Annotated in this window: 9 protein-coding genes and 4 pseudogenes; all 13 read right to left on the bottom strand. The window is 41.0% G+C overall.

The window, feature by feature from the left end; all coding sequences use genetic code 11:
• Positions 1-40: 40 nt before the first annotated feature.
• A pseudogene (locus HMPREF9421_RS02990) lies at positions 41-972 on the bottom strand (IS30 family transposase).
• Positions 973-1,410: 438 nt separating this feature from the next.
• Positions 1,411-2,766, bottom strand: a complete 1,356-nt coding sequence (gene gtfB / locus HMPREF9421_RS02985; RefSeq protein ID WP_006595508.1) for an accessory Sec system glycosylation chaperone GtfB — start codon at positions 2,764-2,766, stop codon at positions 1,411-1,413.
• Complete coding sequence (gene gtfA / locus HMPREF9421_RS02980) at positions 2,750-4,264, bottom strand: accessory Sec system glycosyltransferase GtfA (RefSeq protein ID WP_006595507.1); 1,515 nt, start codon at positions 4,262-4,264, stop codon at positions 2,750-2,752. Before gtfA ends, gtfB begins: the two co-directional genes overlap by 17 nt.
• 486 nt (positions 4,265-4,750) lie before the next feature.
• Positions 4,751-7,112: pseudogene (locus tag HMPREF9421_RS11155) on the bottom strand (LPXTG cell wall anchor domain-containing protein); the annotation flags it as partial.
• A gap of 1,326 nt (positions 7,113-8,438) precedes the next feature.
• Positions 8,439-11,876, bottom strand: a pseudogene (locus HMPREF9421_RS11025) (accessory Sec-dependent serine-rich glycoprotein adhesin); the annotation flags it as partial.
• A 487-nt stretch (positions 11,877-12,363) separates the two neighbouring features.
• Positions 12,364-12,588 (bottom strand): accessory Sec system protein Asp5, encoded by a 225-nt coding sequence (gene asp5 / locus HMPREF9421_RS02960; RefSeq protein WP_006595505.1) that lies wholly within the window; start codon positions 12,586-12,588, stop codon positions 12,364-12,366.
• A 2-nt stretch (positions 12,589-12,590) separates the two neighbouring features.
• Positions 12,591-12,770 carry an accessory Sec system protein Asp4 gene (gene asp4 / locus HMPREF9421_RS02955; RefSeq protein ID WP_006595504.1) on the bottom strand — a complete coding sequence of 60 codons (180 nt, stop codon included), beginning with the start codon at positions 12,768-12,770 and terminating at the stop codon, positions 12,591-12,593.
• A 14-nt stretch (positions 12,771-12,784) separates the two neighbouring features.
• Complete coding sequence (gene secA2 / locus HMPREF9421_RS02950; RefSeq protein WP_006597098.1) at positions 12,785-15,160, bottom strand: accessory Sec system translocase SecA2; 2,376 nt, start codon at positions 15,158-15,160, stop codon at positions 12,785-12,787.
• Positions 15,153-15,599, bottom strand: a complete 447-nt coding sequence (asp3, locus tag HMPREF9421_RS02945; protein WP_006595502.1) for an accessory Sec system protein Asp3 — start codon at positions 15,597-15,599, stop codon at positions 15,153-15,155. The genes secA2 and asp3 overlap by 8 nt, the downstream gene beginning before the upstream one ends.
• A gap of 2 nt (positions 15,600-15,601) precedes the next feature.
• Positions 15,602-17,131: an accessory Sec system protein Asp2 gene (gene asp2, locus HMPREF9421_RS02940; protein ID WP_006595501.1), complete on the bottom strand. Its 1,530-nt coding sequence runs from the start codon at positions 17,129-17,131 to the stop codon at positions 15,602-15,604.
• A gap of 1 nt (position 17,132) precedes the next feature.
• Positions 17,133-18,631 (bottom strand): annotated as a pseudogene (asp1, locus tag HMPREF9421_RS02935) (accessory Sec system protein Asp1).
• A 310-nt stretch (positions 18,632-18,941) separates the two neighbouring features.
• Positions 18,942-20,162 carry an accessory Sec system protein translocase subunit SecY2 gene (gene secY2 / locus HMPREF9421_RS02925; RefSeq protein WP_006597088.1) on the bottom strand — a complete coding sequence of 407 codons (1,221 nt, stop codon included), beginning with the start codon at positions 20,160-20,162 and terminating at the stop codon, positions 18,942-18,944.
• Positions 20,159-21,403, bottom strand: coding sequence for a glycosyltransferase (locus tag HMPREF9421_RS02920; RefSeq protein WP_006595498.1), 1,245 nt, complete (start codon positions 21,401-21,403; stop codon positions 20,159-20,161). Before HMPREF9421_RS02920 ends, secY2 begins: the two co-directional genes overlap by 4 nt.

The following is a 21,403-nucleotide window of genomic DNA, read 5'->3' as shown; positions in this document are numbered from 1 at the left end:
TTTAGTATATGATAAATTGCAAGAATAAGTGCAACATTTACTATAACTCATCCTCTAGAGCTTCACAAACAGTTCTGTAAGCTAAACATTTACATGGTCGGTGATTAATATCATATAAAGCCTTGTTCAAAGCCTCATCAGAGATAGCGGCTAAATCTGTTTTCTTTGGGAAATATTCTCTTAGTAAGCCATTTGCGTTTTCATTGCTTCCTCTCTGCCAGGAAGAATAGTCGTCCGCAAAGAAAAAGGGAACTCCTAAGTTCTCCACCAGAGGATAGCAGGCAAACTCTTTCCCCTGTCTGAAGTAAAGGTTTTAAGAGCCTCTTTTGGAAATAGCTTACAAAGTTGTTCGATGGCCGAAAACATGGATTTGGCTGTACTGTCTGCTATCTTGAAAGCTAAGTAAAAACGAGTTTTTCGCTCTAGAAAAGTCGCTAAATAGCTCTTACTTTTGCCTCTGAAAGACACCACAGTATCGAGTTCCCAGTGACCAAAGGTCTCACGATTCCTGACCTCTTTAGGACGTTTGGCAATAGACGTGCCAATCCTAAATGTCCCACGTGTTTCTTTTGGTTGTCGAGTCTTTCCTTTACGACGAAGGACGCTTAAATCCAGATCAATCAAACCAGTATAGAGCCAGTTATAGATGGTTTTAAAAGCTACCATTGGCTTTTGTTCAAGCTGATAGCGACCACAAATCTGTTCAGGAGACCAGGAATATCTTAAACAGTTCTCAATTTCCTTTTTCAACTTTGGTGTCAAACAAGACCTCCGACCCTTTTGCTTGGCCCTGTGGTCGTACTGTTCCTGTACTAAGGCTGCGGAGTAACCATTTTTGCATCGACTTAACTCTCTTGAAATGGTAGACTTATGAACGCCAAGTTTACTTGCAATTTGGCAAGATTTCAAACCTAATTCCAAGTAAGTTTCTATCTTTATTCGGTCGGTTATGGTAGGATGGGAGTAGCTCATAGTTTTTCCTCGGGTTCTGTTTGTGTGGTTACTTACAATTTACACCAATGAAATGCTATGAGCTTTTTTGTTGCACTAAATTTTACAATTTATCAAATAAAAAGAAGTCATACAAATATGTGCTTCCCATAAAAAGGCTGGGACAAAAGTCCTAGCCTCTCAATTTTCTTTGGATTATCGAGCAAGACGCAGTGGTTGAGTGGGCTCTACTACGCTGATTTCATCAGCTTTTACAGCCCTACTCAACTGTGCGGAGGTGGGACGACGAAATCGAATTCTAACAAATTACCGATTTCTGTGCCACTCTCTTTCGAGGGGCGTACAATATCCGACTTCTTTTTTAGTATTGGTGATTCTTCTACATCATTGATTACATTCGATGTTAATAGAATAAGGAATCAGCCTGTAGAAACAGCATAAATTCCTCCTCCCTTTTAATCATTTAGCTTGTATGCCTATTTCTTCTTGCAAACGAGCTCGGAAAACAGCTGGTTCAATGCTACTTGATTGGGTAATTTGTTGAACCACAGCTTCCTTGTATGTCTCTACAGTTTGGTAGATTTCCCGGATACGCGCTACGAAGTCAGCTTCCTTTCCTTGTTCAAAGATATTTTCTTGCGCAATATAACGTCGATCATGTAAGGTGTGTGAAAAGCCTAGAATAATTTGTTGGTGTTCAAATGCTTTACGAACAATACCTTGTACCTCACCATAGTGGTTAATATCCAAATAAATACTTGACTGAATCAATAATTCTTTGATGCAATCTTGACTAATATTTTGGTATAAGACAACGTTAGGATAGCGGACCATTGAAGAAAGTACTGGAGACATTTCCGTTAACGCTGCAATTCTAAAAGTAACATCCGGTAACTTCTCTACTAGCTCAGTTAGAGCCTCAATTTGATCAGAATTTGTCAAGATAAAGGTATCCTTACGAATGTCTTCTTTAACCTGAAAATCATAAATGTAGCCCAATGGCTTAAAGAATCTGTGTTGTTCTGTTGAAGTTAATTCTAAAGCACGTTGGTAGGTGCTAATCTGAGGGATCACAATTTTATTTGTACGCAAATTTGGAGTAGATAAAATAAACTGCATATTCCCAGGCAATTCATCATAAAGAGGTTCCTGCCAAATTAAGAGATCATTCCCCTCAACACCTTTATTTCCCAAGTGTAGACTAACATTGAAGGAGAGGGCCAGTGTATTATAGATCACTTTATCTAGATTAAAACCTCTATATTCTAGATAGAACATGAAATAATCTAAGCGACTCTTAAAAATTTGCATAGGGGAATTAGGCAAGGTTAAGATCAAATCACCTGTTTGATGATTTTCTGTCAGGCGCTCAATCGTTCCCTCCAAATAAGTGGTCACTAAGGGTTGTCCTTGACCATCACAAGTCGTAACAGCAATCTTGCGACCGTATTGATCATAGCGCTCGATCATCACAACTTGATTTTTGTCATCCAACCACTCTACACGTTCAACAATACGTTTATAAGAAGCTATATGATAATAAATACGAGCCTTCTCCTGACCATAATAAGTCACTTTCCCCATATTGTTATCACCAGAAATTTCCCAAAAATCTGGAACTAGGACTTCATTAAAATAACGTCCTCGTTTTTCACCTTTTGGCTGTCCTAAGAAATAAAGGAAAGGAGACTCTACACCGTCTGGCAAGAAAGCATCTGGCTCTAGAACGACTGTCGGATGATGAAAACCAGACTCCTGCATAGAATGAAGCAAATCTTGGCTTTCACGAGAATAACTATCAAATACATTCAGCATGTGTCACCTCTTCAATCAATTGAGACCAAGCTTCTTCTACTCGGCTGGTCAAAAAGTCTTCCGCACGCTCATAAGATGCTTGGCGCATATTCGCTAGCTCTTCATTTTGGTAGAGCAAAACAATCTTTTCAGCATAGGAAGAAGCAATATGATCCACCACTTGATCAGAAGAAGATGGAATCAAATAGCCATTTCTTCCTTCTACTACAAAGGTCTGATTGCCATAAGGAACATCAAAACCAATAATCGGAAGACCAGAACCAATAGCCTCCATTAAAGTCAAACCAAAGCCTTCGCTAGTCGATGCAGATAGGTAAACTTCATAGTTCTTATAAATCTCTTCAAGATTGGCATGTCCTTTGAGACGGATATAATCTGTCGCCCCTAATTCATTGATAAGAGAGCGCAACTTTCCCTCTTCTCCACCATTGCCATAGATATCAAAGGATAGCTCTGGTAACTCTTTTTTGGCACAGACCACTGCTCGGACCAACCAATCAATATGTTTCTCAGTTGCTAAGCGAGAGGCGGTGATCATAGAAAATGGCGTGCGATTTTCGTTTTGTGGCAAGCTTGCAAGACTACCAACCGGAATGGTATAGATAACAGGTCGATGGTTTGTGTATTTGACAAACTGCTCTGCCAAGACTTCTTTTTGACGGTCGGTAGCGACAATAAAGAAATCCACCTTGTCCGCATTTGTAAATTGGTAGTCGTAATAGTTATTCCACAAGATGTACTGATCATCAACATTATTGGCACTGAAATGCTCTGCATGAACAACTACACCCAGGCGAGCTTTTTGTGCTTCTTCAAAGATAGGCTGCCCGATATTGGTTTCCCGATCTAAAATAACCAGATCTTGCTTGGTCAATTTAAGGGTCTGCATGAAGTAACGGATCAATTCTTGCCGACCAACTAGGAAACGGTCTGGAAAACGGTAGACTTCACGACCATCCGCCATCTGCATGCTGTAAGCAACACTTCCATCTTCATTGTAAAAACGACGCTCAATCAAAGTAGCTTGATTATTCTTAGGAATAAAGTACTCAGTACAGTAACGAGTGTAGGAGAAATAATCCTTTCTCACCAAGATCCCTCTGGACACATACTCGCAGCGTTCTACATAGGGACTGTTTTCTTCCCGCAGGTAGCAGGTCAAAAAGTTGTCTTGGTCCTCATAAAAGAAGCGCTTGATCTTGCCCTCGACTTCTTCTCGCGTCGGTTTCCCTGCAAATCCTGCTAAAACCTGATCAATCGTATAGGTCGTAGGTGCTATCTTTATATCCGTGAAATGGCTGTAGAGCCAGATGATTTCATTATTTTTAAAACCGATATTTTCTGTTAGATGCTGGATATTATCGGCTAAGATCATATCCATAAATACAAATTTGGCTGGTTCATGGATATTGCGTAACAACTGGGCACGGTAGGCCTGGGCATACTCGACACCACTGCTGGCCCAACCGATTCCCAGGTTGATATTATATACTGTCATAATGTCCTCTTTTGTGGAAAATGCAAGGCGCTTTTCCTTTTTTAATTTCTACATTACAGAATGAGGAGGGAGAGACATTGTCCCAACCACATTTTAACCGATTAAAAAAACTAATCATTTCCAATTAGTACGACTAACATTATAACACACAATTTACTATTCAACACTAGATAAATACTTCAAAAAACAACATCCTACTACCTCGAAATACTTGTTCTGCAATTATTATTTTAAAAGTTTCCTTTTAACATATCCATTAAATATAAAAAGGGAGTGAGACTGAACGAATTTAAACTAAATTCATTCGTAGTCCCACCCCTTTAAAAGTTATATAGCATAAGATTATGGCTAAAAGAAACTTTCTTTGTAAGTTCTCACCACTACCTCGAAGCAGTGTTTCAAGCACTTATAACTATTAGTCATCGAAGGTCGGGCACTTTGTTTCCAACCTCTCTTGTACTGAAGAATAAAGGTGAACAAACTTCACTACTGTCCAATTACTCCATCTCCATCTCCATCTTCATCCTCGTCTTTTCTTCTTTTAGCAACAACTCCCAAGCCGACTAAACCTGTTAGTAAACCAAGTCCAAGGGTAGCTGTATTAGCTGACTGATCACCTGTTTGTGGCAATTTCGCATGTGTCTCTGACGACTGTGCTGAGGTTGAAGCTGAAATACTTGTACTTAGAGAAGCGCTGGTACTTGCGGATTCTGATGCACTCGTTGAAGCGCTTTGCGATGCTGAGGTGCTTGCTGATTCTGAAGTGCTTGTTGAGGCACTTTGTGATGCGGATGTACTTGCGGACTCTGAAGCACTAGTTGACGCACTCATTGAAGCAGAGGTGCTTGCGGATGCTGAGGCACTCGTTGAGACACTTTGCGATGCTGAGATGCTCTCAGATACAGACACACTCATAGAATCCGAGATAATAACACTATTAATATCAATGCTATCAAGAGAGTGGATCTCAGGCTCTCCCTTACTTGTAATAACAGAGTTTGATGCACTGGTTGAGGCGCTCAATGAAGCACTTGTACTTGCAGATTCGCTCGCACTCGTTGAAGCACTCATTGAAGCAGAGGTGCTTGCTGATTCAGAAGCACTTGTCGATGCACTTTGTGAAGCGGACGTACTTGCGGATTCACTTGCACTTGTAGACGCACTTTGCGATGCTGAGGTGCTTGCTGATTCAGAAGCACTTGTTGAAGCGCTTTGCGATGCGCTAGTACTTGCTGATTCGCTGGCACTGGTTGAAGCGCTTTGTGAGGCTGATGTACTTGCTGATTCGCTCGCACTCGTTGAAGCACTTTGTGATGCGGACGTACTTGCGGACTCGCTCGCACTTGTCGAAGCACTTTGTGACGCTGACGTACTTGCTGATTCGCTCGCACTTGTAGACGCACTTTGCGATGCGGACGTACTTGCGGATTCACTTGCACTTGTTGAAGCACTTTGCGATGCGGACGTACTTGCGGATTCGCTTGCACTTGTTGATGCACTTTGTGATGCTGAGGTGCTTGCTGATTCGCTCGCACTTGTAGATTCACTTTGCGATGCGCTAGTACTTGCGGATTCGCTCGAACTTGTTGAAGCGCTTTGCGACGCTGACGTACTTGCGGATTCAGAAGCACTTGTTGATGCGGCTTTGCGATGCACTTGTACTTGCTGACTCTGAGGCACTTGTTGATGCACTTTGTGATGCTGAGGTGCTTGCTGATTCGCTCGCGCTAGTTGATGCACTTTGCGATGCGCTAGTACTTGCTGATTCAGAAGCACTTATAGATGCACTTTGTGATGCGGATGTACTTGCGGATTCAGAAGCACTTGTAGATGCACTTTGCGATGCGCTAGTACTTGCTGATTCGCTCGCGCTAGTTGATGCACTTTGCGATGCGCTAGTACTTGCTGATTCAGAAGCACTTGTAGATGCACTTTGTGATGCGGATGTACTTGCGGATTCGCTCGCACTTGTAGATGCACTTTGCGATGCTGAGGTGCTTGCTGACTCTGAGGCACTCATTGAAGCACTTTGGGACGCTGACGTACTTGCTGATTCGCTCGCACTTGTCGATGCACTTTGTGAGGCTGATGTACTTGCTGACTCTGAGGCACTCGTTGAAGCGCTTTGTGACGCTGATGTACTTGCTGATTCGCTCGCACTTGTAGATGCACTTTGCGATGCTGATGTACTTGCTGATTCGCTCGCACTTGTCGATGCGCTTTGCGATGCGCTAGTACTTGCTGATTCGCTCGCACTTGTAGACGCACTTTGTGAGGCTGATGTACTTGCTGATTCGCTCGCACTTGTAGATGCACTTTGTGATGCGGACGTACTTGCGGATTCACTCGCACTTGTAGATGCACTTTGTGATGCGGATGTACTTGCTGATTCGCTCGCACTTGTAGATGCACTTTGCGATGCTGAGGTGCTTGCTGATTCGCTCGCACTTGTTGAAGCGCTTTGCGATGCGCTAGTACTTGCGGATTCGCTCGCACTTGTAGATGCACTTTGTGATGCGGACGTACTTGCGGATTCACTCGCACTTGTCGAAGCACTTTGGGACGCTGACGTTAATGCAGATTCTGATGCCGATGTTGACGCTGATTCTGATGCTGAAGCTGACTCAGAACGATATTTCTTCTCTGAAACAGTTTCATCTTGGCTATAGACTATCGGTGAATATGGCTGGCTACCCGATGCTACTTTAGCATTATCTTTATAGTAGACAGTTGCAATTCCATCCTCACTTACATCAATGCTAGAAATACGATTGCGACCGTTTGGAACAATCTTGTCGTGAGCTTTTTTAATCTCTTCGCGAACTTTTTCCTTATCAGTTTCTGTTAAGTGATTTTTATCCTTAACTTCTGTCACATCAATAACAGGCTTGTTAAACAAATTTTGCAACTGATCTTGTTGAATTCGAATTTCTCCTACATCAACACTGTTTCCACTAGGATCTGTAGCAGTGAGCCATCGTCCCCAAGTGTTTCCTGATCTCCACGCAAGATCTTCATTAGTATTAACATTTATAGTAAAGGTAGTTTGGTCATCATTTGTTAAGGTACTGATTATGTTCGTGATAGGACCAGTTCCCCACTCAGGTCTATTTTCGAAGAAGTCTGTTAGGTCTTTTCTATTACCAGAGACCTTCAGTGTGACTAATTTACCACTATTATCTTTACCTGTATAAGTAATCTGGATATTATCCCCAGCATAGAACAGATATCGACCATTACTATCTTTCTTAGGTTCTTGACCATTTACTTTGACTGTGTAAGTGATTGTTGGTTTTACACGCTCTGGAGTGATTGTTCCTGAGGCGACTTCTGAGTTCAATCCATCAACTGTTGACTTAGCTGTCACATTACCTGTCGGAAGAAGACCATTATTACCATCATAAGCTTTCTTCAGATCTTGGGGATCAAAAGTGACGCTAGTATCAGTAGCTTTTACATCTTTAGTAAAAGTATGTCCAGCTAATGTCAGGGTTACAGTTGATCCCGGTGTAACATTTGTTACCACAATCGAGCGATTTGGCAAGCCACCTGTCTCATTAGTTGAATCAATAGAAATCTCTGGAGTTTGCGGATTAACTGTGTAAGTGATTGGAACTCGTTGTTTGACACGTACTCCCGTACCATCGACAGGTAGTTCAACTTCCACATCTTTTGTAAATCGTCCCACTTGTGAAAGATCTGGAGCACCATCAGCCCATCTGAAGTTCGTCTTATTTACATTATAATCAGGCGCACCTGTCACTTTCGTAATAGAATCTTTTGGATTGGCAACTACTTGTTTATATGTATCATCATTTATTTGACCCTGAGTAAAGATATAAGAACGATTAGTCTCAAACTTATAAACATTATGAATAACATCTACTGTCTTGCTGAGCAATTTCGAACTATCTGTCTCACCAAGACGACCTTTAGGATATGTAAAAGTCAATTTGAAGCGTTGTTGCCCAGCTTCTGTCGTAGTGATAGGAGCATCTGACAAGCGAGTTCCATCTTCATTTGTCCATGTTTGTCGTGAACCACTTGGGAACCAAGCATCTCCCGACTTATACACATAGTCAAGCCAGTTTGAACCATTACCATTGTGAGGAGTTGTTCCTTGGATATCATTGATCGGATCTTTAGACTTGATTGTAGTCATGGTGCTGTAAGTAACAGTAACATCATCTGTAGATCCATCTGCGTATGTGACTGTCGCTACAGCTGTTTTATTATCCCCAGAGTTAGTTGTGTCAATTGGTGTCTTCCAAACAACAGTAGCACCTTGCGGTAATTGTTTCCCACCATCAAGCTGAACAAAGTTAGCCGCATTTGATAAATCGCTAGCAGTTTCGCCTACATAAGTATAAACTGTCGGCACTTTAGCTACAGCGTTATATTTATCCGTCTGATTTTTGATCACAAACTTGACATAACCATTGTCAGCAACACCATTCTTCGTATGAACACTATCTGTGACGCCACGATCATCCGTCGCTATCAAATAGCGTTCAAATGATTTGCCCGCCGGGATACTTTTATCAAGCGTGCCAGTGATGGTAATAGTTGCATTTGACTCGTTTGTTAAGCTAGTAATTGGATTTGAACGATTAATTCCAGTATATCCTGCGTAGTTTGTACCATTAGCATTGTCAGCTGTACCTTGTGTTTCAAACTTCAAAGAGGAAATTTCCCCAGAATCATCTGTCGCACTAAAGGTTAGGTTAGTAGGCTCACCACGATAGATATCGATTTCTTTGACATCTGGTCTATCATATGGAATTACCAATTTTGGCCGTTCATTAACAGTTACTAACTGAGGAAGACTATTACTTGTTAAATCCTTATAAATAATCTTCGCAGTACCATCGTTTGCAACTTCAATGTCTTTGATACGGTGAGTTGTCTGATTATTCTTAGCGTAGATAGCATTCTTGACAGCTGTCTTTTCAGTTTCAGTCAAGTTACTCTTATCTGCAACTGGTGTAATAACAGGATTTGTCACTGCAAGACGGTTCCTAAGTTCCCCTTGGGTAATACGAACATTTCCAGTTCCAGTTGTGGCGTTAACGTTTCCTACTTGGTCAGTTGCAACTGCATTTCGTTGCCAAGTATTTCCTGACTTCCACTCCAGATCATCTTTCATATGAGCGTTGACTGTAATTGTTGCTGGATTTTCTGGCGTAGCTGTGATATCTCCTGTCAAGAGTCCTACAGTTCCTGTACCGTATTTAGGGTCTTCAAAGTAGTTATCTCTCAACCCTGGTTGGGTTCCATCTGCTTTCGGAACAATCTTGAACTCTTTTAACTTACCACTATTATCAGTTGCAGTAAACTTAATCGTAAAATCATCACCAGCATAGACGATGTGCTCATCTCCACGACTACTTACTGGACTTGGAGTAGCTGGGATAGTCTGACCATCACGCATCACTGTAACAGCAGGTACAGGTACTTCTGTTTCAGCTCTTACGCCACCTTGGACGACATCCACAGTGTTATCACGATAAGTAATGGTGATTTCACCAGTGTTAGACACTGTAATTTCTTTACCACCTTCAGAACCCTTCACGTAGTCAGTGCCTGAAAGGATAGCAGCATTTCTGCTCTTGAAGTTTGCAAGAATTTGAGCTCTCTCAGTCTCGCTCAAAGATGATGGATTGTTAACTGTAACAGTGTCACCACTCACAGGTTCGTTACGTTCGTTGAAGCCTTTGATACGAACAGTCATCCGAGCTGTAGAGGTTTGATTGTCAGTATCCGTAACTGTATATTCGAGAACATATGCACCAGGTTTATACGGTTCCCAAGCTCCATCTGCACGACCAGCTTGTCCTATTCCGTTGTTTCGACCAATCATCCCTACAATTTGTACATTATACGATTTCTGGTATCCTGTAAAACGACCACGTCTATCATATGTCCCAAGATCTCCATAACCATTTCTGCTAGTTGCTGGATAGTTAGGTGCACTCAAGCCAGTAATGATTGGATTACTATTTGCAGCATCTAGGCGCTTCATCCCTACATCATCACTCAGCGGCATATTTACAGTTTCGATATTATCGTCATTGTAGTAGGTAATCTCTTTTGGTAATTTAATAGATGGTGGTTTACTGCCTAATCGCTGACCTGTTCCAGTTGGAACCCTACCATTCATAACTCGGGTATAGTTTCCAGCAGTTGCAGCGCTATCGAACGGTCTACTACTTGTAGCCACCTGGGCATTCAAAGTAGCTTCACTAGAATTATTATTGACCTCTGCGTAGATTAAAATAGTCGCATCTAAGTTTCTATTCAAATCATGCCGCTTATTAAAAACATACTCATTTCCAGAACTACCACGTTTCTCCATTTCTTCCCCATTGAAAAGAACTCGAGTGATGGTTGTATTTTTATCCACTTGTGCGATCAGACCTGCGTAGTTAAGCGGGCTCTGTGAATGCATATTGATACGCCAAAGGACCTCACGATTACTGCTTGCAAACGTTCCCTCAACAAGTTCAGCTGTCGTATGCTGATTTAGCGTTACAGGGGCAAAACCTCTGAGGCTTTCTCCTGTTGGCATAGCTTGACCATTCCGACTATCACGTTGACCTGAATTTGCACGTAAAACAGCATTGGCGATAGAGTTACGAGCTGAAGTAGCAGACTTAACAACTGCACCTAGATCTGCATTTGGATCCTTAAGCGCTAACTCAATCTCAGCAGTAGCCGTCTTAACTTTGAGAATAGCTGAATCTGTATCCGGTAAATCTACCGCCTTAGCAAGATATTCGCCCATTTCGGCAGACAATTTTTCAAGTTTCTTGCGATCTTCATCCATTTTCTTAGATGTTACTTCAGATGTTGATGTCATCGCAATAGTTGCTGTAGCAGTAGAAGTAATAATCGTGGTTCGACTATTTAAATCTACCAAGCTAGAAAACATGTGAGAATCAACAACTTGAACTTCAGAATCTACTGTAGAATTAAATTTTTCACCAGAAACAACTTGAGAGTCAATAGGCTCTGATGACATAGAAAGTGATGAACTCATCGATTCTGAGGCACTTGTTGAGGCGCTTTGGGACGCTGAAGTGCTGGCAGACTCTGAAGCCGAGGTTGATGCTGACTCAGATGCGGACGTGCTAGCAGATTCACTCGCACTCGTTGACACACTCAATGAATGAGACACAGAAGCTTCTACAGAGGCTGAATCTGAAATAGAAGCTGACGTCGCTTCTGTTTGTGATTGTGAAGACTCTGATGAGTGACCTAAAACAGCTGAATCTGATGCCGCCAAAACATCTGTCGCTGGACTTACCGCACGCTCAAGAGCAGATGGATCATTCGATTCATCCGCTTGTACACGATAGGTCGTAGTTGCTCCAGTTAACAAGGCTCCCGTTGTTAACAATCCCTTTAATAAGTGCTCTTTTACTGAAGAAGGTGCGTTTTCTTCGAGCTGTGGTACTTGGACGCTTACCTTGTCAACTCCGCCCTTGAGGATCCGGAACAATCCAAAATAAGAAGTCGCAGCACGGAGCCAATGTTTTCCTGATTTTATTAATTTGAAACGTGTCACGCAATCTGTTTCGCGATATTGACCTTTGGTTCGTTTAAAATGCATTCGTTCTTTTTCCTACTATTTAATATTTTTTTCAACAAATTTTATTATATCAAAGCATCTATGCTATGACTAGTATCTTGTTATGTTTTTTCAACTTTTTAAATATCCAAGCTCTCCTTCTAGATACTATCCCTATCCAAATAAATTACTGGTACTACACACTCATTTTTGTTCTAAAAAAGCTGCGCAAAAATTGTCCAGCCTTTGATGTTAAATAGGCATAACTGTATGACGCAGTGGTTGATTGCTCAAAGCACTGCTTTGAGGTGGCGAATAGGACTTGCAAAGTAAGTTTCCTAAATCTTCGTTCGCTTTTTAAACTCCAAAAATGACCTAATGTGACGGAAACGATGTTTCAACCTCCAACAGTCTCACAGACTGTTGAAACTGTATGGGGATGGGAAAATTGAAAAGGTTTGGGAAACCTTTTCAACTTTTTTATTAGTCAGAGTTCTTCCCCACTCCCGACTCAATCTTCATTTGACCACTAATCGTAAACGAAAATCATCAGGAAAAGTAGTAACACTAAAAGAGCTAAACTCGTCACCAAGGTCCCGATCTTTAGCAAAGGCTGGCTTGACCAGTAACTACCTTTTCCGATATTGCTCATAGCATCATTAGAAAAAATCTGTGTTTGCCGGGGCTGTAGTGTAATCAATACAATTAGTAGAACACTTAAAACAATCAATAGGATTAAACATAAAACTTCCATAATCACCTCAACAAACCAAGCAGGGTAAAGAGAAGACCGACGATAATCACCAAACCAAATAAAGTGGTGAAGATTTTATTAATCCTTTCGCCTGTTGTCGCTTTTTCTTTTTTGATTGGCTTTTGCTTTAATTTTTCCATGCGCCCTTCAACTTCTTCGTGAAATAGATCTTTATTTGACATAGTTTCCTTTCTTTTTATGGGAAATGGGCCACAATCTCACCATCTGGTGAGACTAAGATTTGGCTTAGCAGAAGATTACGTACCATATCTTTTTTAATTTGTGATTTCATTGCCTCAAAACCAGCAAAGGCTTCTTGATAATATTCAACGATAGGGTTCTTACGGCTTGCTTGTTGCCCACCAATAGCCTGTTGCAACTGTTGCAAATAGTCTACCTGTTCAACCCAGTTATCATCGATTGCTTTTAACATCGCTAAACATTGGAAATAGCGAACAAGGTCAAAAGCTTCTAAGATTTCTTTTTTTCGATTCAATTCTTCATACGCGAAATGATAGATCAAAGAAGCAACCGCTCTTTCATCTAGTAAATCAAGATTTTCTGGTATTTGATCAATCTGAAAACTGATATTGTTGAGAATAAAGTGATACAAATCTTCCTTTTTTGTTAGACTTCCCTCTTTTACGACATTTTCTATATAATCATGAAGGACAGAATCTATGGTCTCATTCAAGTCTTGGTCTTGATAAATCAAGTGGTCACGTTGTCCATAGATTAACTCCCGCTGGATATTCATACACTCAGCATATTCTAATGTCTGACGCCGTGAAAAACGACTTGCACTATCACTTGCTCTTTGAGCTTTTTCAACCAACTTACGGTAACGACGCCCTGTTAGTTCCTGATAATGAACACGATCCTCCACATTGTAATCTTTGTAAAAATTATGTACCCACTCAGGCCCGAATTTTTTGATGACATCGTCTTCTAAGGACACAAAGAATTTCGATATTCCTGGATCTCCCTGACGTCCAGAACGACCGCGAATCTGTAAATCTATCCGTTGACTTTCCATTCTTTCTGTCCCTACGACCACAAGACCGCCCAACTCTGCTACACCAGGGCCCAATTTAATATCGGTCCCTCTTCCAGCCATAGAAGTCGCAACCGTAACAGCACCCATCTGACCTGACTCCGCAATCATCTCAGCTTCTCTGGCAACATTATTGGCATTTAAGAGGTTATGAGCGATTCCTTCTCTGAGGAGCAAATTCGAATAAAGTTCAGACATTTCAACGGATCCAACAAAAATGAGAAGAGGATTGCCAAGTGCATGGTAGGTCCTAATACACTCTAAAGAAGCATAAACTTTTTCTGGCAAGGTCACATAGAGATTATCTGGGTAATCTACCCTTTGTTTGGGACGATTGGTCGGAATCTGAATGACTTGCATTCCAAATGTATCTAGAAATTCTTTCTCAGCTGTCTTCCCGGTCCCAGTCATGCCTGAAATCTTCTTGAATTTTCGAAAGAGGCTCTGATAAGTAACGGAAGCCATCGCACGCGTCTCGGGAGAGAGTTTGACTAACTCTTTTGCCTCAATCGCTTGATGGAGCCCACCTTGTAATTTGGTCAACTCCATTAGGCGACCTGTTGCTCGATCAAGGAGGACAACCTCAGCTCCCATATCTCCTTGGCGAACGATGTAGTCTTTATCTCTTTTAAAAAGTTTATGAGCTCTTAAAGCATAGATGAGATGTCGGGCAAATTCTCCATTATTTTTGGCATAAAGATTATCGATTCCCAGATAAGCTTCTGCTGAATGAGCTCCTATTTCTGTCAGCCAAACCTCACCTTTTTCTTCTTTAAAGATATAGTCTTCCCCTTCAACCATTGTGGTCATAAGGGTATTGATCATGCCATAATAATTTGATTGTACACGAGGAGACCCCGAAATGATTAATGGCGTTTGAGCACTATCCAATAAAACTGAGTCAACCTCATCGATAATCGCGTAGTTAAATGGACGTAAAAATTTCCCTTCTTCATTCGATGCCAGATTATCGATTAAGTAATCAAATCCGAGACCACTATTCGTCGTATAGATAATGTCAGATGCATAAATCACACGTTTATCTGATGCTTCCAGATCTTCTCCATCTGCTGCAAATGGAACGCCGATAGATAAGCCTAGAAACTCATAGACCTGTCCCATCTCTTCCGCGTCACGTTTGGCTAGATATTCATTGGTTGTGACAAGAATAACCCCTTCACCCGTCAAAGCATTTAGATAAATAGGCATGGTAGCTGTCAACGTTTTTCCTTCTCCAGTACTCATCTCAGCGATATGGCCCTGATGCATCACAATAGCTCCCATGACCTGTACATCGTAAGGAAACATCCCTAAAACACGCCGATCGGCTTCACGGACCACTGCATAAGCTTCTGGCAATAGATCATCTAACGTTTCACCTTGTTCCAGCCGCTTTTTAAAGGTAGTCGTCTTGTCCCTTAATTGTTGATCTGTTAATAGTTCGATCTGCTCAGCCCAACTATTGACTTGATGAAGTAATTCTTTGACAGATTTCATCGGTCTTAAACGTTTAAACATGTCCATCACCTATTTCTTCAATGACCATCCCTTTAAAGTTCAACTCCAGCACGCCTGCACTCAACAAAGCAATACTATAATAATAGGCTTCCTTAGGGTAGACAAATGTCACCGAATGACTCTTTTCGATAATTTGTTTCACTTCCTTATCATAACGATCCCAAAAACTTACTTTGAGATAAACTGAGTCTTGTGGAACCGTCGTATAAAAGGCATCTAGTCGGTAGGTCTGACCTTTTTTCAATAAAGGCAAGACTGGCTGGGTCCGACTTCCTTGATAATTTTGTATGGCAGTCCAAGAATGTATCTCCGTTCCTGAAGCCACTAAAGGATTATAAAAACGAACCGAACCATCTTGAAATTGTTCAACTTGTGAACCATGCATATAGGTTCTCATATTCGCTCCCCATAAAATTTGAGGTGTTTTCATATATGTCATCTCTATCCTTTTCTTCCAAAATCATTTTCCAGTATCATTCGATAAAAATTGATAAACCAGGTTGTCGCAGTGGTCGAATCATCATTGTGTCGTCCTGTGGTTCCCTTGCTGAGGATTTTAGCACCTGAATAATAAAGTGCAGTGGTCAAATCGTCATAGGCAGTTGGATCCATATCTTCATCCTTCATATAAGAAAGGCCAAAGGTTGTATTGCTAAAATCTGCCTGCTTAAACTTGTCCCAAAAACGGTTATCCAGTTCCTGAACCTCGGCATTCTCTAAACCACCTGTCTGCATATGAAGGACATCAATTCCTGTTGGAAAGACTTCCGGCGCTAACAACCGTGCTCTATTTCCAATCGTTCCTATATTTGCAAGAGGCTTTGCAACAATAATGGCATGTGGCTCAAAATCAGCACCATAATACAAAGAGGGATATGTCCCCATTGACATTCCAGAAAAAATCAGTTGGTCCTGATCAAATCCCAAATAATCTAAATAGTGCTGGATGGTATCTCGTACCCCTTGTTCTAACTCATCACTCCCCATATAAAATGCCCCACCTAGTAATCGGGGATCTGAAAACAGAAGAAAGGGTGTCCCCATCGAACGCATCATCCAATACCCCTCGAAACCTTCTGCCGGGCGAAAACCTGCAAAATACACGGATAAGGGTGGCTTGAAATCTCCTGGATGAAAGAAGTAATTCAATTCTTGACGATGACGATCATGTAAAATGCCTCCTCCTAATAGGTACTTCCCAAATTGGAATCGTGTCCAACGTTGATGAAGATTCCCAACTATGAGACGCCCTTGCCCCTTGGCTTCAAGAGTTGCAGATATCATATAGGTCATCTCTTGGTCTAGGACAATCGCGCCTTCACGCATCTCTTCTTCACTGACAATGACCGTCTTTGCAATATCGGTAACAGCACCTTCTGGGATCACTCTTAAAACCAGCTGACATTGACAAGTCTCTTCTTTTTCAAATTCCAACCACAATTCGACAGGCCTATCTTTATCAACTCGTATATTATAAGACCAATTTAATAGGGGTTTAAAAGAAGAACCGTACTCTCCTTCAAGGCACATATTCTCATGACCATTATAGGTTACCTTCCCTTTAAATCGTGGTTGTACCTGAATTTGGAAAGGAAACAGTTTATCACCATACTGACCTGAAAATAGCGCCTTTGGTAAGATCCGAAGGAGTTCCTGAGGTTGAGAGAAGTCAGTTGGTACTGCACACACCTCTTTTGTAAATTGTTTTACACGCGGATCAACGATTTTGATAGTTTCATCATAAAAAACAGTATAGGGGGCCAAATAATCACGTAAATCCGATAACAACCATAAGGCGAGCGGATCATCTACTAAAACTGCATCAAAACTTTTTATTTTCCCCTGCTTCATTCGTGCCTTAATATCACTTGCTAGCCCGGCACGCAGGTAGATCCATGTTATATTTTTGGGAAGCTCTAACTGGTTCATCCAATTTTTACGTCCAATTTGCAAAATAGTCACTTTAGACATTTTATTTCTCCTTCAAGTCATTTTCCCATTTTGCGACAAAGCGATCCCCTGTATTTTCTCTGATCTTATCAATTGCAGCAATTAAAGCTTGATTCCAATGTTTTAATTGACCTAGATAATAGTATGCAGCTTCCTCAAAGTCTGCTAATTGTTCTAAAATATAACCATTCTCTAAGTGACTAACATAATCAGAAGCTACAATATTTATCTGAGGAATCCCTGCGCTGATGCCAGCAAGCTGAGTGTACCGATGAGGCTCTGGACTCAGATCGACAATCAGACGCGTGTACTTCAATTCCCTCATCAAAGTTGTTTCATCAAGAAGATTTACAAAGTCAAAACGATACTCCATTTCTTGATTTTCTACTAGCTTGTTTTCAGCCCCTTGACTTTCTTTAATAGATACAAAATCATCTAGTCGAAAGGACCTTGAAATGAGGTCTTCTACTCCTTTTTTCAAACTTTCAAAGTCAGAATGCTGGGCATTGAAACAACCAAATAACACCTTCGTTCTAGGGTATTTAGCTACAAATGCCAATACTTGATAAATGGCATCCATATCCAACTGGTCTAAATCGATCTGATAAAAGATTTTTGATTCTTTTACACGTTGACTCATCCCTAGAGAAAGCCGTGTATCATAGGGCGCCATATGTCGAACTTTTGACGCCTGATCTGGGAAACATTCACAAACCTGATCCACAAACTTCTGATGATCACTAACCACTAATTTGGTTGCTTTTAAATAGGGTTCGTAATCTTCTATTGAATCTGATTGATTCCTCTCTTTAAACCAGGTTAAAACCTTTTGGCTCTCCTGAGGAAGATGCTCAAAAACATCTCGGTTCATCCTTCGTTCAGAAGCCACCACAAAACAATCCGAGCTTTTGGCCTGTTCTTCAAGATAGCGATCAAAGAACTCCCAAATAACCTCTTCCAAATTAAGATAGTAGTCTTTTTTAAAGCGATGCTTCATATCCGGATTGCAGACAATTCCACGACCATCAAGAAAATGGCACAACTGCCATATCCCTTCTGAATCCATATAGGCACGATAACTTGCCTGCCCATCTTGAAATTGAAGAACACTGGAAACAAAGCCACGATCATCATAAATCACTTCTCTCAAGATTTGACCATTTCGAAAATAGCGGATCATGCTCAGATATCCTTCGGGTCCTAGTTCAATTTCGGCGTAACGTTGGCCACTCTTCTCTACTACAATTGCAAAGGGCGTATAGATAAAATCACAATCATCTCCCCAGCTTAAGTCCTTCACTTGAAGGCAACGCATGGAGTGATCGGAAATTCCTTGAATCGCATCAAAAACTGAGAAACAATTGACTTCTAAAAGATCGTATCGATGCAAAAAATACCGTAAATGAGGTTGGTAGGTCAACAACAATAGGGTCGGGTCCAGATCCTGTTCTTGAAAGATTCTCACTTGATGGAGTGTATCATCAAAATCAATTTTTTTCTTCTATTGTACCATGGGGTCATATCTGGTTGCCAAAACTCAACCCCTTGCCCGTACCAAGCAGGAATAAAATAGTACATAGTGCTCCTTTTCAATGACTTTATTTTGATTAAAATTCATGCGTTTATCCCAACAACAAAGTGGGGGAGATAGCATTAAAGATGCCTTTTCTATAGAAAACCAATCTTCCATAAGCAAAGGCCAAAACTTTTTCTACTGGACTACGAACATCATAGTGATAGGTAGCCAGACAATTGATTCATCTAGCTACCTATCACTCTCAAAGTTTTCTTGAGAGTGATCGTATTTGCACCAGCATTTCTCACTATCATTCTACTCAAACAATCCCTTGTAGGATTCATTTAGCGTCAAGGCTTTTACTTCTTCTCGAATATTATAAACCATCCCACTAAAAATCAGAAACATACCTGGGATCATACTTAATTGTAGATATTGTGGATCCATTAAAACGACCAACATGGGACCTCCCGCCATCAAAACAGTATATACCGCTCCAATAACTGCAAATCTCATGACTAAACGATTCAGGAATCGACTAGTATCGGGACCAGGATAAATACCATAGATATATTCGCCGGACTTTCGCATCCGTTCCGAGATTTGTTCACCGCTGACATTTACAAAGGCAAAAGCAATGGACAAAACAAACAGAATCAGTTGGTAAAGCACCAGCCAAAGAGGTTGCCCAATTGTGAGAGCCGATATCCATTTAGGAATCCAGTCATCTTTAGGAAATACCATCCGCAACAAGAGCAGCACATACTGAGGAATAGAAACCATCGAAATGGCATACATAAAAGGCATCCCACCTGCTGGTGTCAACATAATATCCAAATAAGAGTATTGTTTAAACCGATTATGAATATCGATTTTATTTACTGGAATCCGATAGCGTGCCTCCTGGAAAGTAACAGAAACGTAGAGAAAGATCACACCCATGACAACCAGTAAGAGAATAAAATCCAAACCAACATGCAAGCGTTGAATACTCGTCACAATCTGCTGTGGAATATTCGCTACCATACTGGCCATCAAAATCACAATAGAACCACCAATTCCCATGAAAGAATTCAGGTCTGACAGCCAAACCAGAAAGAAGGCCCCCGCTATTAAAAGCAAAGTATTTGTGACAATTGCTAGCCCCTTGGGGATACCCGCCTCAATCGGTAAGTTGAGTGAAACAGCCAATGACTGAATCAATGCAATCCCTAATGTCAAATACATTCGTCTCCGATCTTGAATTTCTAATGGTAATTTCCCTAAGTTTGACTTTTTCGAAAGTGTGAACATTTGCCAGAGAATCATGGCAGACATCCAGGGAGATAAGCCGACAGAGAAGACAGAAAGCGACTTTAGATTCCCCCCCATCATGGCACTTGTAAAAGTTAACGAGTAAGTAGCTCCACCTAAAAAGTTAGGATCATCTAGATTGACAAAAGGTAATAGCAATTGGCTTCCTAGCATATATATAAAGAGGAAAAACAAGGTCCAAGAAATCCGTTTTAAAACAACGGTATGTCGAAATCTGCTCACAATAATTCTGGCCCCTTTCTATTACTTCTACGCTCTTCAATATAATGACGAATAGCTACCACCATTTCTTCTGGATGTTCATGAGAAAAAACACCCTGATAAGTTTGTCCCTGTCCCTGGGTATTTTTAAATGCAAACATCGCGATTCCGGCCTGACCAACCAACTCATATATCAATGGAATTTTATCAAAATGATTGATATCTAAATAAAGATCTACCTGTGGTAACTGTTGCTCGATCAAAAGCGGATACGTATTCGGATAAAGACTCACATTCGGATATTGTGATAAACGTAACAAATCTACTGCCATATAAGTATAAGCAGCGATTTCAAAATGAACTTCCGGAAGGTGTTGGACCAAATATTCTATCTGTTCTAAGAGATAAGAATTCGTTAGTGTATAACAGGTTAGAAGGGGCTTGGAATTTTTTGGTCCCAACTCAAAGCCACGTTCTTTCCAATGACTCATCACCTCAGACCATTCCATTAGATGATACCGCCACCACTGGTCACGTAATCTCACTACTGAAAATTGGTTCCACGGTTTATCAGGAGAGATATAATGAAGAATCAGAGGAAGCGGGTCCAAAGGGATTTCAAACACAAAACGATGACCAGCTTCCCCCGCTCCCGCATCAAAACCAATTTGAAAATTGTAAATATCATCCAATTTTAAATAGCGATCTTCAAATACCATATTGAGAATCGATTGATCCCCTTCTCCCACATTTGCATGTTCGCGCTCTGTCGTTTCGACTAGAACCTGACGGATTTGCTGATCCTTCCAAAGACGGTTATTGATCAATAATACGCCCGCATTAAAACCGATTCCCGCATCAAAACAAGAACGAACGGCAGCAACATAATTCTCTCCCAACTCCTGATTGAAAAGAGAATCAAGATTCCCAGTCACAACAAGATCACTATCCAAATAAAGAACCTGATCCTCCTGAACAAAATCTGGAATAAAATACCGTGCAAAGGTCATATGGTTGATATGACCCAGTTTGTTCGTCCAATTCATCTGGAACTGTGGTCCAATCAACTTAATATCAAGAAGCTCTCCTCCGAGTCTCTCCACATGCTCTCTCGTGGCACGGAACCACTCGACTGGGATATCTTGATTGAAAAGGTATATTTTAAGCTGGCGATTGTGATAGCAAAGAGATTTTAAAGCGGTCTCTATCTGACGAATATAAGCATAATCTCCTGCCAATACTACTGCATTTTTATTATTCAT

This window comes from Streptococcus australis ATCC 700641 (assembly GCF_000186465.1).
GTDB lineage: Bacteria > Bacillota > Bacilli > Lactobacillales > Streptococcaceae > Streptococcus > Streptococcus australis.
This window is presented reverse-complemented; position numbering and strand designations above follow the sequence as displayed.

Bases quoted from the DNA above. Each gene is read 5' to 3' on its own strand.
- gtfA (WP_006595507.1), bottom strand. From the start codon at position 4,264: ATGACAGTATATAATATCAACCTGGGAATCGGTTGGGCCAGCAGTGGT.
- asp4 (WP_006595504.1), bottom strand. From the start codon at position 12,770: ATGTCAAATAAAGATCTATTTCACGAAGAAGTTGAAGGGCGCATGGAA.
- secA2 (WP_006597098.1), bottom strand. From the start codon at position 15,160: ATGTTTAAACGTTTAAGACCGATGAAATCTGTCAAAGAATTACTTCAT.
- asp2 (WP_006595501.1), bottom strand. From the start codon at position 17,131: ATGTCTAAAGTGACTATTTTGCAAATTGGACGTAAAAATTGGATGAAC.
- asp5 (WP_006595505.1), bottom strand. From the start codon at position 12,588: ATGGAAGTTTTATGTTTAATCCTATTGATTGTTTTAAGTGTTCTACTA.
- gtfB (WP_006595508.1), bottom strand. From the start codon at position 2,766: ATGCTGAATGTATTTGATAGTTATTCTCGTGAAAGCCAAGATTTGCTT.
- asp3 (WP_006595502.1), bottom strand. From the start codon at position 15,599: ATGACATATATGAAAACACCTCAAATTTTATGGGGAGCGAATATGAGA.
- HMPREF9421_RS02920 (WP_006595498.1), bottom strand. From the start codon at position 21,403: ATGAATAATAAAAATGCAGTAGTATTGGCAGGAGATTATGCTTATATT.